Genomic DNA, 15,047 nt, shown 5'->3' with positions numbered 1-15,047 from the left:
AATGTAATTGTTATGATTACATACAATAAAAGATTTTATTATTTCTATGTTGTATTAGTATAAATATCATTTTTTTTAATTTATATCATTACACCATCAAATAATATCACTGTATATAAATATATATTTATAACAATTTATATTTTTTTTTAATTTTTGTAAATTCTCCTGCAATTGCTTCTAAAATATCTAAAGGTGTAATCAATCCTTGTATTATTCCAAATTTGTTTGTAACAATAATAACACCGCCCTGCGATTTTCTCAAAACCGTAATTAAATTAATTGGATTGATAGTATCTAAGACTGTTATAGGTAGTGTTTGAATTGAACATTGTTTAATATCAAATGTTTTATGATGCACATGCATAAATAATTCATGAGCTTGGATAATACCAATAATATTATCTAATGTATTATGACATATTGGAAATATACTATGAGATGTATTTCGTAGTTTGTTTTTAATATTATTGATATTATGAGTTGTATTAATCCAAATAATTTTTTCTTTATGAGTCATAATACTCCGAATCGATCGTTCTGCTAGATTTAATACACTTTTAATCATGTATTTTTCTGAATCTTGAAAATGATCTTTATAAAAGGGTAGGGTATGATATAATTTATTGTTTATTTTTTTGAATTTTAATATTTTTGTTTGATTGACATCACATGTTTTTTTAATAAGTCTTAAAATAATTTTAGTAACACGTTGTCGAATTGGTTGTAGTGATTCATATTTGATTATATTATTGATAGAAATTTGATTCAGGATTTCTATAAATAATGAAAATCCTATTGCAAAATATATATATCCTTTTGGTATAGAGACACCGAATGATTCTGAAACTAGATTCAATCCAATCATTAAAAGAAAACTTAAACATAATACTACAATTGTTTTATGTGTATGAATAAATTTTGTTAATGCTTTAGCAGCAATAAACATTAAAAATGTTGCAATTATTACTGCGCAAATCATGATAAATAATTTATTTACCATGCCAACTGCAGTAATAACGGAATCTAACGAAAATATAATATCTACAATAATAATTTGAAAAACAATAATCCAAAAACCTGAATAATATTTATTAATTTTATGGTGACGGATACCTCCTTCGAGTTTTTCATGTAGTTCAATGGTTGCTTTAAATAGTAAAAATAATCCTCCTGATAATAGTATTAAGTCATGTCCAGATAAAGTACAATATTTATTGCTAATAATAGGAGTGGTTAATGTAATAATCCACGATATTGTGGTAAGTAAAATTAATCGTATCGTTAATGATACTCCTAAACCAATAAAACGAGCTTGATCTCTTTTTTCAGGAGGTACTTTATCTACTAAGATAGCAATAAAAATTAAATTATCAATACTTAATACTATTTCTAATACAACAAGAGTTAATAAACCAACCCATGTTGCAGGATTTAACAAGCATACCATTCATATACTCCATAAAAAATCACGAATAATTTAGTTAATGAAATGTATTTTTCAATTTTTATTCATATGTTTTGTTATGTAGTGCATCAATTCGATTTTGTACTGGAGGATGTGAGGAAAATAAATTGAAAAATGATTTAGTTTGTCCATGTATACAGTATGTTTTAATATCTTCGGGTGGTCTAGGATCTGTTACTTCTTTAAACCGTACTAATAATCTAATCATACGATCCCATCCAACACGTTTTGCTGCATCAGAATCTGCTTTGAATTCTCGATATCTTGAAAAAGCCATAACGATAATACTTGCTAACATGCCAAATACTGCTTGTAAAAGCATAGTAGATACATAATTAATTAAAAAACCATATGATCTAACGTAATTTGTGTTTCTATATGTAGATAACATATTCATAATAGAACGTGAAAAAACCGTAGAAACAAAAAAAACGAATGTATTTATTACTCCTTGAATTAAAGCTAATGTAATCATATCGCCATTTGCTACATGACTTAATTCATGCGCAATGACTGCTTGTAGTTGATCTTTATCCATAACATCAATTAGTTTAGTAGAAAATGCAACTAATGAACTATTTCTACTATAACCAGTTGCAAATGCATTTACTGAGTTTGAAGTGTAAATTGCAACTTCTGGTGTTTTAATACCTAATTGGTTAGATTGATATCTTACTGCATTTAAAATCCATGCTTCCATTGATGTTTGGGGTTTATAAATAATTCTTCCATTTGTAGAACGCAAAGCAGACCATTTTGATAATAATAATGATGTAATTGAACCAGTAAATCCTACAAGGGAAGAAAATACAATTAACGATCTAATACTATTTGATTCAAGACCAGTTAAAAATAATACTGTTCCAAACATAAATGTAACGGATAAATTAGTTAGTAAAAATAGAATGACTCGTATCATATAATTATACTATCCTGTTGTGTAATACATGTTATATTTAATATATGTTATATAGATACAAATGTATTAAATGATTTTATTTATTATTAAAAATAATGTATTAATTTTTTATTTGTATATTCTTTATTATATTTTTAAAAATATTTTTGTTTAATTTTTTTTAGAAAAATATAGTCCTTTTGTTCCTGATGGATATAATTGAATCTTTATTTTATTCGTTTTCCAAGCATGAATAATAGAATCAATCCATTCCCATGAAGTTTCAATTTCTTCTTTAGACACAAATAATGATTGATCATTTTTCATACTTTCAAATAATAGTCTTTCATATGCATCTGCTATCTTATCTTTTGTAATATCACTATATTGAAAATTCAATTTCGATTTTTTTAATATATATTTGTTATTTATATCAGGTTTTTTATTTAGAAATTCAATTTCTATACCTTCATTTGGCTCTAGTATAATTCGTAATTTATTTGCATAATTATTATTAATATGATTCATGAATATTGAATTTGGTATATTTTTTAAATATATGACAATTTCAGTTTTTTTAGTATGCATACGTTTGCCTGTTTTTAAAAAAAAAGGCACACCGGACCATGTTGTATTATCAATATTTGCTTTAATTAGTACAAATGTTTCCATATCACTATCTTTTTTTGCACCATTTTCTTCAATATAAGAAGGAACGATATTACCATTAATCATACCTGAACTGTATTGCCCGCGTAATGTATGTGTATAAATATTTTTTGAATCAATTTTTCGTAATGATTTTAATACTTCTATTTTTTGTTTTCGGATATGATAAGCATCAAGTTTTTTTGGTACTGACATTGTAATTAAGCTTAATATTTGTAACAGATGATTTTGTACCATATCTTTAGTTTGACCAATACTATCGAAATATGCCCACCGATTTTCAATACCTATTGTTTCAGAAACAGTAATTTTCACGTATTTAATAGCTGTATTATTCCAGATATTATGAAATATTGGATTTGCAAAACGTAATGTTAATAGATTTAATATTGTTTCTTTACCTAAATAATGATCTATTCTAAATATTTGATTTTCATGGAAATATTTATTCAATTGTTTATTAATTATTTGCGAAGATTTTAATGATACACCAATTGGTTTTTCTACAATTATTCTATTTGGTTGTGTATTATATTGAATTTTACCCAATCCTTCACAAATATTATTAAATTTATTCGGGGGTACAGCAAAATAGTAAATTTTTGTGTTTTTAGATTGATTTAATGTATATTTTAAATGAATAAAATTATCTATTTTAGTAACATCTAAATTATAAAAATATAATTTATTTTTAAATGTATTCCAAATATTTATATCAATAGAATCACTATGAAATTTTTTCAATGCTTGTAAAACTATACTTGAATAATGATTATTATTCCAATCAGCTCGTCCTACACCAATTATTCTAGTATTTATATGTAATAAATTTTGTAATTCTAGCCGATATAATGCAGGTATTAATTTTCTACAAGATAAATCGCCTTTTGCTCCAAAAATTACTAAATCGTATGGTATAATATTTTCTATTTTCACATTTTCCTCTTTATAGTGTTTTTTATTATTTTAGAAAATATATTATAAAGATTAAATTTTTATATCAAAAATAACTTATAATAATATTATCTAAGTTAATAAATTTATTACAATAAATGTAAATATATATATATATTGTAAAATATTTTATATGATTATTTATTATACGTATAATTATTTTATAATTACAGATTTTAAATTTCACCTTATATCAAAATTATGGTTGAATAAATATGAATTTAAGTACAATACGAACAAAAATAGTTATTACATTAGGCCCAACAACAGATGAGAGTGATAATCTGGAAAAATCAATTTTAGCAGGTGCAAATATATTACGTTTAAATTTTTCTCATGGTACACAAGAAGAACATGAAAGTCGAGCATATCACGCATTTAAAATTATTAAAAAAATTGGTTGTCATGTAGCAATTTTAGGTGATTTACAAGGACCAAAAATTCGTATATCTAGTTTTAAAAAACAATCTGTGTTTTTAATACCAGGTAAAATATTTACATTAGATATGACATTATCAAGTAATGAAGGTAATGAAACAAAGGTCGGTATAGATTATAAAGAATTATCATCAGATTTAGATGTAAATGATATTTTATTATTAGATGACGGACGGATACAATTGCAAGTTTTAGATATTTACGATACTAAAGTGGTTACAAAAGTTTTAATTGGAGGTGTATTATCAAATAATAAAGGTGTGAATAAATTAGGTGGAGGTTTATCCGCAGAATCTTTAACCGAAAAGGATAAAAAGGATATTATCATTGCTTCTAACATTGGAGTCGATTATTTGTCAGTATCATTTCCAAGACATCCTCGCGATCTTATGCTAGCACGAGAATTATCAAGTGCATTAGGTAATTATCCAAAAATAATTGCTAAAATGGAACGGGCAGAAGTTGTATCAAACATAAGTATTATGAAAAGAATGATTCTAGCTGCTGATGCAATTATGGTTGCAAGAGGTGATTTAGGTGTTGAGATCGGTGATTCTGAGTTAATCGGTGTACAGAAAAAACTTATTAAATATGCAAGACAATTAAACCGAATAGTCATCACAGCAACTCAGATGATGGAATCTATGGTGAATAACCCTGTTCCAACACGTGCAGAAGTGATGGATGTAGCGAATGCTGTTTTAGATGGTACTGATGCAGTTATGTTATCTGCTGAAACTGCAACTGGACGTTATCCATCTGAAACAGTACGAGCAATGTCTAATATTTGTAGGGGGGCAGAAAAAATACCGAGTATGCATGTTTCTAAACATAGAATTGGTGTGAAATTTGATAATATTGAAGAAACTATTACAATGTCTGCCATGTACTCTGCAAATCATTTAAGTGGTGTCAGTGCAATTATTACATTAACAGAGTCAGGATTAAGCGCGTTATTAACTTCACGTATTAGTTCGGGTTTGCCAATTTTTGCGTTATCAAAACATCAAAATGTTTTAAATTTAGTTTCTTTATATCGTGGTGTTATACCTATTTATTTTAATAGTCCTAATAAAGATTTACAAGTAGCGAATGATGCGATTTTATTACTTTTAAAAAAAAATTTGTTAAAAATTGGAGATATGATTGTCATTACACAAGGTGATATTATGGGGAAATCTGGTAAAACGAACATTCATAGAATTTTAAAAGTATAATTTTTAACGAAAATTTGATTTGTTTGAAAAGATTGTATAAGCATTAGTTATGTTTGATACATTTCTTTTCATTACAGTATATATTAATAATATATGAAAATATTAATTCAACTCAAAAACATTTTTATTGATTTATCTAATCGAAGCATTTTGTCGGATATATCATTATCATTATATTCTAATCGTATTGTTACATTAATTGGGCCAAATGGAGCAGGAAAATCCACGTTAGTACGTGTAATATTAGGATTAATACAGCCTAAAACAGGCTCTATAATGCGAATACCGAATTTAAATATTGGTTATGTTCCACAAAAATTAAGTTTTCATACATATTTTCCCATTTCAGTATATAATTTTTTAAAATTATTGGATCATACAGAAAATGCGATTATTCAAGTACTAAATAAAATTCATATATACCATTTACGATATATACAATTAAATAAATTATCTGGAGGAGAAATCCAAAAAGTTCTATTAGCACGTGCTTTATTAAATAATCCTAAATTGTTAATTTTAGATGAACCGATACAAGGAGTTGATATAAATGGTCAAATTGCTTTTTATAAACTCATTCATCAATTAAAAAAAGAGTTATCATGCGCAATTGTTATTGTATCTCATGATATATATTTTGTCATGGCACAAACTGATGAAGTTATTTGTTTAAATAATCATATATGTTGTTCTGGGTCACCAAAAACAATTACTAAGAATTTAAAATTTATTTCAATGTTTGGTACTGAGTCATTATATAAGTTAGCATTATATCCTCATAAACATAATCATGTACATGTTTTTTAAATTAAAATATATTTTTTAGAGGGTACAAAATGTGTAAGCATGTTTTTTTTATCTGGATATCAGGGATATTATTATCATTTTGTTGCGGGCCTTTAGGATCTTTTATTCTTTGGCGTAATATGTCATCTTTTGGTAATACATTATCTCATGCTTCGTTGTTAGGTTTAGCATGTGCGTTATTATTACATATGAACCCAATATGTTCAGTATTAATAATATTAGTTTTATTAACAATTATGATTGTTTATATAGAACGTATTTCAAACTTGTCATTAGATACAATTTTAGGAATTACTACATATAGTTCTTTATCAATAGGTATGATTATTTTACATATTATTTCAAAAGATGAAAAGTCAGATTTAACAAAATATTTATTAGGTAATGTATTGCAATTAACACTAATTGATATTAGTGTCATTGTTATTATGACACTTATAATTGTTGTATTTATTATGCGATTTTGGGAATCTATGTTATTTATGATTATTCATGTTGAACTTGCTCAAGTAAATGGTATTAACATTTTTTACATGCGTTTCATGTTAATGTTATTAACTGCTTTGTTAATTGGTATATCTACAACATTGGTTGGTGCTTTATTAATTACATCAATTTTGATTATTCCTCCAGCTATTGCTCAAAAGTTTTCTACGTCACCTGAACAAATGGTATTATTTTCAGTATGTATTAATATTATTTCAATTACAATAAGTATGGCGTTTGCAATACTTTATAATATACCTATTAGTCCAACAATTATATTATTTGAATCAATAATATTGATAATGAGTTTTATGATATAATAATATTTTGCATTAAGAAATTACATGAAAGATGTTTATTTAATACGTTAATATATTATTGTAGATGGTGTACCGCTCATTAAGCAAGTTGCAGTATTCGTTTTTGGAAAAGCAATAACATCTTTGATATTATTATTTTTTGTTAATAGCATCACAATTCTATCCAATCCCAGTGCAATACCTGCATGTGGAGGGGTACCGTATTTTAAAGCATGTACAAAAAAATCAAAGGGATGTTTGTTTGTTTTAATAGATATATTTAGTATATCAAAGATTATTTTTTGTACTTCTGGATTATGTATACGTACTGAACCCCCTCCAACTTCATATCCATTTATAACTAAATCATAAGCATTGGAAAGAATTGATTCTGGATTAATTGTTGTTAATGTTTGTATGTCAATATTTTTTGGAGCTGTGAATGGATGATGTGTTGCGGATAATACATTATTTTTATCTTTTTTAAACATAGGAAAATCAGTAATCCAAATAGGTTTCCAACTATTTTGATCAATAAGATCAAGTTTTTGGGCAATAATATTCTTAACTTGGTTTGATAAGTTGTTCACAACATCTTTCTTTCCAGATAAAATTAATATAATATCACCATTATTCGCATTGATATTATCAATTATTTCTATAGTATTATGCGTTTTTAAAGGATTGATAGTATTGATAATTTTATATTCTTGATTTTTAAGATTATAAACATAAATATAAACATAATTAATTGTATTATATACATCAATAATTTTATTGATATTATATATTTCACATTCTGAAAACTTGGATATCCCCATCGGTATTACTAGGGCGATAGTTATAATATTATTTTCGTTTGAACTGTTAGTATTATATACAAGATTTGATTTTTTTATATGGTATAATTGTATTGGATTACGTAAATCTGGTTTATCAGAACCATATTTATTGATAGCGTCAGAAAATGTTATTGATGGAATATCTGTTAATGTATAATTTAAAAATTTTTTCCATAACATTTTTATTATTGATTCTGTAATATGTTTTATATAAATGTCATTAATAAAAGCAGCTTCTATATCAATTTGTGTAAATTCAGGTTGTCGATCTGACCTTAAATCTTCATCTCGAAAACATTTCACGATTTGATAATATTTATCTATACCTGATATCATCAATAATTGTTTAAATATTTGAGGTGATTGTGGTAATGCATAGTATTTATTTTGATGCATACGACTGGATATGAAATATTCTTTAGCACCTTCAGGGGTAGATTTACTTAATAATGGAGTTTCCAAATCTAAAAAATCATGTTTATTTAAAAAATTTCTTATATATTTAGTAATTTCATGACGAGATTTTAAATTTTGAAACATATCTACTCGACGTAAATCTAAATAACGATACTTAAAACGGATTTTTTCTTCATTGTGTTGATTGATGTCCATTGGTAATGATATGGCGCTATTAATAATATTCAAAACATTTGCAACAATTTCCACTAATCCTGTTTTGATTTTCATATTTTGGTTTTTTACAGTTCTTTTTTGAACAATACCAATAACTTGAATACAAAATTCGTTTCTTAATTTGAGCGCGTTTTGAAAAGCGGCATGATTTTTAGAATGAAAAAATATTTGTACAGTACCTGTACAATCTCTAATATCAACAAATATGAAATTACCAAAATTTCTTTTACGATCTACCCATCCACATAATGTAACAGTTTGGTTTACATCAGATACTGTAATATTGCCACAATATTTTGTACGCATTGGTTATTCACTCTATAAAATAAAAATATTAATATTTTTTATCTACTTCTAAATATAATTCGGCCTTTACTTAAATCATAAGGTGTTAATTCTACTGTAACTTTATCACCAGTTAGTATCCTAATGTAATTTTTACGCATTTTACCAGATATATGAGCTGTAATAATGTGCCCATTCTCTAATTTTACTTTAAACATTGTATTAGGTAGTGTATCTATAATATTACCTTGCATTTCAATATTTTCTTCTTTGTTCATTATGATTTCCTTTTTAATTATATTAAATCTAATGTATTTAAATATCGTTCTGCATCTAATGCAGCCATACAACCACTGGCAGATGAAGTAATTGCTTGTTTATAATTTTGATCTACAACATCTCCGGCAGCAAAAACGCCTGATATATTTGTTTGTGTAGTGATATTTTTAAGATTTTTATTTAATATAATATATCCCTTTTCCATATGTAATTTTTCATGAAAGATATGAGTATTTGGAATGCTACCAATCGCAATAAATAATGCTTTAATAGGAGTTATTTTTTTATTATTTATATTATTTGTTTGAGCAATTTCAATTGCATAAACACCATTTTCATTACCTAATATATTTACAATAATATACTGAGTATGTAAAATAATCGATCCTGTTTTTAATTTTTTATGTAATCTTTGTATTAAAATTTTATCTGCTTTAAATGTTTTCCTACGGTGTATTAAATGTACTATATTAGCAATATTAGATAAATATAGCGCTTCTTCTACAGCTGTATTACCTCCACCAACCACAGCAACATCTTGCGCTTTGTAAAAAAAACCATCACATGTTGCACAAGTAGAAATACCTTTTCCGATAAATTCTTGTTCATTATTTAATCCTAAGTAACGTGGTGAAGATCCTGTAGCAATAATCACACTAGCACTAAGATATTCTTGTTTTTCACATGTTATTTTAAATATTGACTGTGAAAAATCAACATGTAGTACTTGGTCATGAATAATTTTTGTATTTAAAGATAATGCATGTTGTTCTATGTCATGCATTAAAGCCATACCAGTTACTGCTTGAAATCGTCCAGGCCAATTTTCAATTCTTTCTGTTTTCATTAATTGACCACCTTTTTGTAAGCCAGTAATTAACAATGGTTTTAAATTAGCTCTTGCACTATATATAGCAGCAGTATATCCCGCAGGTCCTGATCCAATAATAATCAGTTTATTGATTTTTTTTTTTTGTATGCACATAATTAAACCCCCATGTAATATAATAACATTTATTATTATAAATTATTTAATATAACATGTAAGAAAATAATTTTTATTTCTTAAAGAATAGTATATAATAATAAAGTATATAAGTTTTTTATTTTTCAAAATATCATGAATAATTATATGTATTATATATTTATATATTATATTTATCATGATTTATAAAATTATAAAAATATTATGATTGATCTAAATTTATTACGTTACCAACCCAATATCATTGTTCAAAAATTGAAAAATAAAGGTTTTGTTTTAAATATAGAAAATTTACAGATTCTTCAAAAACAAAGAAAAAAATTACAACTTGAAGTAGAGCAATTAAGGCATTGTTATAAGAATTTATCTAAAAAAATTGGTAAAAAATTAAATACTCAATATGATTTAACAGTTTTGAAAACACAAGTACTAAAAATAAAAAAAGATTTATTAATAAAAAACGATGAATTGTATCATATACAAACAGAAATAAAAAATTTGATATCATATATACCAAATATACCGGATGATACCGTTCCTATTGGAACGGAATATACCAATAATGAAATTATCTTGGTATGGGGTAAAATTAAAAAATGTAGTTTTAAAATTCAAGATCATGTAGCTTTAGGTAAACAAATTAATGGTTTTGATTGGTTTTCAGCTTCTAAAATGTCTGGATCAAGATTTGTTGTTATGAAAGATAAAATGGCATTGTTATATCGTGCTATAGGACAATTTATGTTAGATACACATACCGTGAATCATGGTTATTTAGAAATAAATATACCATATTTAGTAAACACAGAAAGTATGTATGGTACTGGTCAATTACCCAAATTTCAGCAAGAATTATTTTACGTCTCTACAATACATCAACGAAAAAAAAATAACAAGTACATTTTAATACCAACTGCTGAAGTACCATTAACAAACTTATTTCGTAATACAGTTCTTTTAGAAGAAGAAGTGCCAGTTATGTTGACAGCTTACTCTCCATGTTTCCGTGCTGAAACTTTATCTTATGGTCAAGATACACGTGGTTTAATTCGTATGCACCAATTTGATAAAGTAGAAATATTTCATATTACTGTTCCTGAAAAGTCTATGGATAGTTTAGAAAAGTTAACACTACATGCTGAAAAAATACTACAATTGTTAGAATTGCCATATAGAAAAGTACTTTTATGTACCGGTGATCTTGGGTTTTCTGCTACTAAAACCTATGATTTAGAAGTTTGGTTACCAGCTCAAAAAAGATATCGAGAAATTTCTTCTTGTTCAAATATGTCCGATTTTCAAACTCGACGAATACAAGCAAAATACTTTCAAAAAGAAACAAAAAAAAAAATTTTTTTACATACCATTAATGGTTCTGGTTTAGCTATTGGCAGAACATTAGCTGCAATTTTAGAAAATTATCAATGTGCTGATGGAAAAATTGAAATACCAAAAATATTACGTAAAAAATATATGCATGGTATGAAATTTCTGAATTAATTTGTATTATAATATTATTTAATATAAAGCTTCTTAATAAACATATGAATAAAAAAATATATAATTTTAGCGCTGGACCTGCTATGCTTCCAGAAGCAGTATTAAAAGAAGTAAAAAACGATTTTTTAAATTGGAATAATATTGGTACATCAATTATTGAAATTAGTCATAGGAGTAAAGAATTTCATAAAATTATTGTAAAATCTAAACAATATTTACGAGAATTATTAAATATTTCTGATGAATATGCAATATTATTTTGTCAAGGCGGAGCCCGTGCTCAGTTTTCTGCAATTCCGATGAATTTACTTAATCAATTTAATTGTGCAGATTATATTGATAGCGGTTATTGGTCATATAATGCTATGCTGGAAGCAAAAAAATATTGTTTCCCGAATCATATCACTGTTAAAAAAAATATTGATGGTCAAACAACGATTATAAAAATGAAACAATGGCCAATACAGTCACAATCAGATTATATACATTACTGTCCGAATGAAACTATTGAAGGTATTGCAATATATGAAGAACCAAATTTTCATAATAAAGTAGTTGTTGGTGATTTTTCGTCTTCTTTATTATCTCGAAAAATTAATATTAATAAATATGATTTAATTTATGCTAGTGCACAGAAAAATCTTGGACCTTCAGGTATTACTATAGTCATTTTAAAAAAAATATTATTAAAGAATAGCTATCCTTTTACACCTTCTATATTAGATTATAAAAAAAGTTTTGATTTTGATTCTATGTTTAATACTCCTGTAACTTTTTCGTGGTATATAATTAGTTTAGTATTAAAATGGGTTAAAAATCAAGGCGGAATTGATTTTTTTGAAAACATGAATTACAAAAAATCATCCTTATTATACCAAACCATTGATAATAGTAATTTTTATATTAATACTGTACATCCGGATAATAGGTCATGTATGAATATTACATTTCATTTACGTGATCCAAATTTGAATCATATCTTTTTAAAACAATCATACGAATCAGGATTAAAATTTTTACAAGGACATAAAGTAGTAGGCGGTTTTCGTGCTTCTATTTATAATGCTATGCCAATGTCTGGAGTAAAAAAATTGATTGAATTTATGAAAAATTTTGAATATAAATTTAAATAATATTATTAATAATATAGCATTAGTTTTACACTAATTATAAAATATATAATAATTTTTCATAAACAGGAAATATTGATATGCATAGTTTATTAACTCTAAATCCCATTTCTGAAATATGTGGTAGTATTAATTTACCCGGTTCAAAAAGTATTTCAAATCGAGCTTTACTATTATCTGCAATATCACAAGGTACAACATATATAAAAAACCTATTATATAGTGATGATATTCTACATATGCTGCAAGCATTAAAAATGCTTGGGATAAAGTATAATTTTACAAATCAAACTGATTGTATTGTCCAGGGTTGTGAAAATATATTTCAATATCAATCAGGAATATCATTATTTTTAGGTAATGCAGGCACTGCAGTGCGACCATTAACAGCTATTTTAGCATTGCAAAATAAAAAAATAATTATTACCGGTAATCATAGAATGCAAGAACGCCCGATTAAAGATTTAATTGATGCTTTAATTCAAGGTGGTAGTGATATTAAATATCTTAATAAAAAACACTACTTACCTATCCAAGTGCAGGGTGGTTTCAGAGGAGGTGATATACATATTCATGGTAATATTTCTAGTCAATTTTTGACAGCTTTACTAATAGCTTCTCCTTTAGCTATGTTGGATACTAAAATTATTGTAAGTGGGTTAGTATCAAAGCCATATGTAAATATGACATTAAAAATGATGACAGATTTTGGTGTTACTGTATATAATGATAATTATAAAATTTTTACTATTCCATCAAATCAGAAATATCAATCTCCAGGCGAATATTTTATTGAAGGTGATGTATCTTCAGCAACATATTTTCTTGCAGCTGCTGCTATTAAAGGTAAATCGGTTAAGTTATATGGTATTTCTCAGGAAAGTATACAAGGCGATATATGTTTTGCAAATGTTTTAAAAAAAATGGGAGCAGAAATAATATGGGGAGATAATTATATAAAATGTATTCGAGGTAGTTTATCAGGTATTACTTTAGATGCAAATAATATTCCTGATGCTGCCATGACAATTGCTATACTTGCTTTATTTACAGATGGGTCAAGCACAACAATTAATAATATATATAATTGGCGTGTTAAAGAAACAGATAGGCTATATGCAATGTCAACAGAATTAAAAAAAATAGGTGCTATTATCCAAGAAGGAAGAGATTATATTGTTATTACTCCTCCTAAAAAATTTATTTATTCTTATATTAATACTTATGATGATCATAGAATCGCAATGTGTTTTTCATTACTTGCATTATCCAATCAATCTGTTACTATTATTAATCCTGAATGTATATCAAAAACATTTCCAAAATATTTTTATGAATTTCATAAAATTAGTCATTTTTAAGTAAACAGATTATATTGTATAATATACTTTGTTAGGATTATTATTAATATAAAATTTATCTGAGAAGATTAAAATATGCAATTAGCGCCTGTAATTACAATTGATGGACCTAGCGGATCAGGCAAAAGTGTTTTATCAAGAGCTCTTGCTAAATATTTAACATGGTTTAATTTAGAATCTGGTGTAATTTACAGATTATTTGCTTGTGTATTTATAAAAAAAAATCCTATTTTTTCAAAAAAAAATTTACTTTCTTTATTAGAGGATTTTAATAATTATTTTAATTATAATGATGGAATAATCTGTAATTTTAATACTAAAGATTTTACACAGTATGATCTTATGTCACAGAAAGTAACAGATATTTCTTCCAAATTAGCTACTATTACATACGTTCGAAGTAATTTATTAATTAAACAACGGTTATTTAGGAGAAAACCTGGTTTAATTGCTAATGGACGTGATATGGGAACAACTGTATTTCCAGATGCTATAATAAAATTTTTTTTAAATGCTAAATTAAAATATCGTGCACTTCGTAGAATGTGTGAATTACAAAAAAAAGGTTTTAATGTTAATTTTAATAACATATTATTACAAATGCAAAAAAGAGATTTTCGTGATATAAATAGAATTGACTCTCCATTAAAAACAGCTAAAAATGCAATTGTTATCGATTCTAGTAATATGAATGTTACAGAAGTATTGAAAGTAGCAATGTCACATATTAAGATATAATAAAAATTATCTGCTCTATAATTAGGATGATTATAGAAAATTTCAATTAACCTATTTC

13 protein-coding genes are annotated in these 15,047 nt (G+C 25.8%); 7 read left to right on the top strand and 6 right to left on the bottom strand.

Annotated elements, in window-relative coordinates:
- Window positions 1-127: 127 nt before the first annotated feature.
- The 3 genes from RJT54_RS01125 to zwf all read right to left on the bottom strand — a co-directional run bounded on the left by RJT54_RS01125 (window position 128) and on the right by zwf (window position 3,971).
- A complete protein-coding gene (locus RJT54_RS01125; RefSeq protein WP_343128024.1) occupies window positions 128-1,450 on the bottom strand; it encodes a TerC family protein in 1,323 nt (440 codons plus the stop codon).
- Between the two features lie 58 nt (window positions 1,451-1,508).
- Window positions 1,509-2,387: a protease HtpX gene (htpX, locus tag RJT54_RS01120; RefSeq protein ID WP_343128023.1), complete on the bottom strand. Its 879-nt coding sequence runs from the start codon at window positions 2,385-2,387 to the stop codon at window positions 1,509-1,511.
- 150 nt (window positions 2,388-2,537) lie between these two features.
- A complete protein-coding gene (gene zwf, locus RJT54_RS01115) occupies window positions 2,538-3,971 on the bottom strand; it encodes a glucose-6-phosphate dehydrogenase (protein WP_343128022.1) in 1,434 nt (477 codons plus the stop codon).
- A 233-nt stretch (window positions 3,972-4,204) separates the two neighbouring features.
- Between zwf and pyk the strand changes: the two genes are divergently transcribed.
- The 3 genes from pyk to RJT54_RS01100 all read left to right on the top strand — a co-directional run bounded on the left by pyk (window position 4,205) and on the right by RJT54_RS01100 (window position 7,257).
- Complete coding sequence (gene pyk, locus RJT54_RS01110) at window positions 4,205-5,644, top strand: pyruvate kinase (RefSeq protein WP_343128021.1); 1,440 nt, start codon at window positions 4,205-4,207, stop codon at window positions 5,642-5,644.
- Between the two features lie 93 nt (window positions 5,645-5,737).
- Window positions 5,738-6,451: a zinc ABC transporter ATP-binding protein ZnuC gene (gene znuC / locus RJT54_RS01105; RefSeq protein ID WP_343128020.1), complete on the top strand. Its 714-nt coding sequence runs from the start codon at window positions 5,738-5,740 to the stop codon at window positions 6,449-6,451.
- A 29-nt stretch (window positions 6,452-6,480) separates the two neighbouring features.
- Window positions 6,481-7,257 carry a metal ABC transporter permease gene (locus RJT54_RS01100; protein WP_343128019.1) on the top strand — a complete coding sequence of 259 codons (777 nt, stop codon included), beginning with the start codon at window positions 6,481-6,483 and terminating at the stop codon, window positions 7,255-7,257.
- Between the two features lie 47 nt (window positions 7,258-7,304).
- On the opposite strand, the gene aspS is transcribed toward RJT54_RS01100, so the two are convergent.
- The 3 genes from aspS to trxB are packed head-to-tail and all read right to left on the bottom strand — an operon-like array spanning window position 7,305 to window position 10,254.
- Window positions 7,305-9,017 carry an aspartate--tRNA ligase gene (aspS, locus tag RJT54_RS01095; protein ID WP_428994165.1) on the bottom strand — a complete coding sequence of 571 codons (1,713 nt, stop codon included), beginning with the start codon at window positions 9,015-9,017 and terminating at the stop codon, window positions 7,305-7,307.
- Between the two features lie 38 nt (window positions 9,018-9,055).
- Window positions 9,056-9,274: a translation initiation factor IF-1 gene (gene infA, locus RJT54_RS01090; protein WP_343128018.1), complete on the bottom strand. Its 219-nt coding sequence runs from the start codon at window positions 9,272-9,274 to the stop codon at window positions 9,056-9,058.
- A gap of 17 nt (window positions 9,275-9,291) precedes the next feature.
- The gene (gene trxB / locus RJT54_RS01085; RefSeq protein WP_343128372.1) at window positions 9,292-10,254 is read right to left on the bottom strand and encodes a thioredoxin-disulfide reductase; all 963 of its coding nucleotides are present in this window, start codon (window positions 10,252-10,254) and stop codon (window positions 9,292-9,294) included.
- 210 nt (window positions 10,255-10,464) lie between these two features.
- On the opposite strand from trxB, the gene serS reads away from it, so the two are divergent.
- The 4 genes from serS to cmk all read left to right on the top strand — a co-directional run bounded on the left by serS (window position 10,465) and on the right by cmk (window position 14,989).
- Entirely contained in the window at window positions 10,465-11,760 is a 1,296-nt protein-coding gene (gene serS / locus RJT54_RS01080) for a serine--tRNA ligase (RefSeq protein ID WP_343128017.1), read from the top strand.
- Between the two features lie 44 nt (window positions 11,761-11,804).
- Window positions 11,805-12,893, top strand: coding sequence for a 3-phosphoserine/phosphohydroxythreonine transaminase (serC, locus tag RJT54_RS01075; protein ID WP_343128016.1), 1,089 nt, complete (start codon window positions 11,805-11,807; stop codon window positions 12,891-12,893).
- A gap of 77 nt (window positions 12,894-12,970) precedes the next feature.
- Window positions 12,971-14,251: a 3-phosphoshikimate 1-carboxyvinyltransferase gene (gene aroA / locus RJT54_RS01070; RefSeq protein ID WP_343128015.1), complete on the top strand. Its 1,281-nt coding sequence runs from the start codon at window positions 12,971-12,973 to the stop codon at window positions 14,249-14,251.
- A 75-nt stretch (window positions 14,252-14,326) separates the two neighbouring features.
- Entirely contained in the window at window positions 14,327-14,989 is a 663-nt protein-coding gene (gene cmk / locus RJT54_RS01065) for a (d)CMP kinase (RefSeq protein WP_343128014.1), read from the top strand.
- Window positions 14,990-15,047 lie beyond the last annotated feature (58 nt).

The sequence above is a fragment of the Buchnera aphidicola (Takecallis taiwana) genome (assembly GCF_039355125.1).
Lineage (GTDB): Bacteria > Pseudomonadota > Gammaproteobacteria > Enterobacterales > Enterobacteriaceae > Buchnera_L > Buchnera_L aphidicola_AG.
This window is presented reverse-complemented; position numbering and strand designations above follow the sequence as displayed.

What these genes read in the sequence shown, in the direction of transcription:
- htpX (WP_343128023.1), bottom strand. Translation starts at nt 2,387, where the DNA reads ATGATACGAGTCATTCTATTTTTACTAACTAATTTATCCGTTACATTT.
- serC (WP_343128016.1), top strand. Translation starts at nt 11,805, where the DNA reads ATGAATAAAAAAATATATAATTTTAGCGCTGGACCTGCTATGCTTCCA.
- pyk (WP_343128021.1), top strand. Translation starts at nt 4,205, where the DNA reads ATGAATTTAAGTACAATACGAACAAAAATAGTTATTACATTAGGCCCA.
- RJT54_RS01125 (WP_343128024.1), bottom strand. Translation starts at nt 1,450, where the DNA reads ATGGTATGCTTGTTAAATCCTGCAACATGGGTTGGTTTATTAACTCTT.
- serS (WP_343128017.1), top strand. Translation starts at nt 10,465, where the DNA reads ATGATTGATCTAAATTTATTACGTTACCAACCCAATATCATTGTTCAA.
- cmk (WP_343128014.1), top strand. Translation starts at nt 14,327, where the DNA reads ATGCAATTAGCGCCTGTAATTACAATTGATGGACCTAGCGGATCAGGC.
- aspS (WP_428994165.1), bottom strand. Translation starts at nt 9,017, where the DNA reads ATGCGTACAAAATATTGTGGCAATATTACAGTATCTGATGTAAACCAA.
- infA (WP_343128018.1), bottom strand. Translation starts at nt 9,274, where the DNA reads ATGAACAAAGAAGAAAATATTGAAATGCAAGGTAATATTATAGATACA.
- RJT54_RS01100 (WP_343128019.1), top strand. Translation starts at nt 6,481, where the DNA reads ATGTGTAAGCATGTTTTTTTTATCTGGATATCAGGGATATTATTATCA.
- aroA (WP_343128015.1), top strand. Translation starts at nt 12,971, where the DNA reads ATGCATAGTTTATTAACTCTAAATCCCATTTCTGAAATATGTGGTAGT.
- znuC (WP_343128020.1), top strand. Translation starts at nt 5,738, where the DNA reads ATGAAAATATTAATTCAACTCAAAAACATTTTTATTGATTTATCTAAT.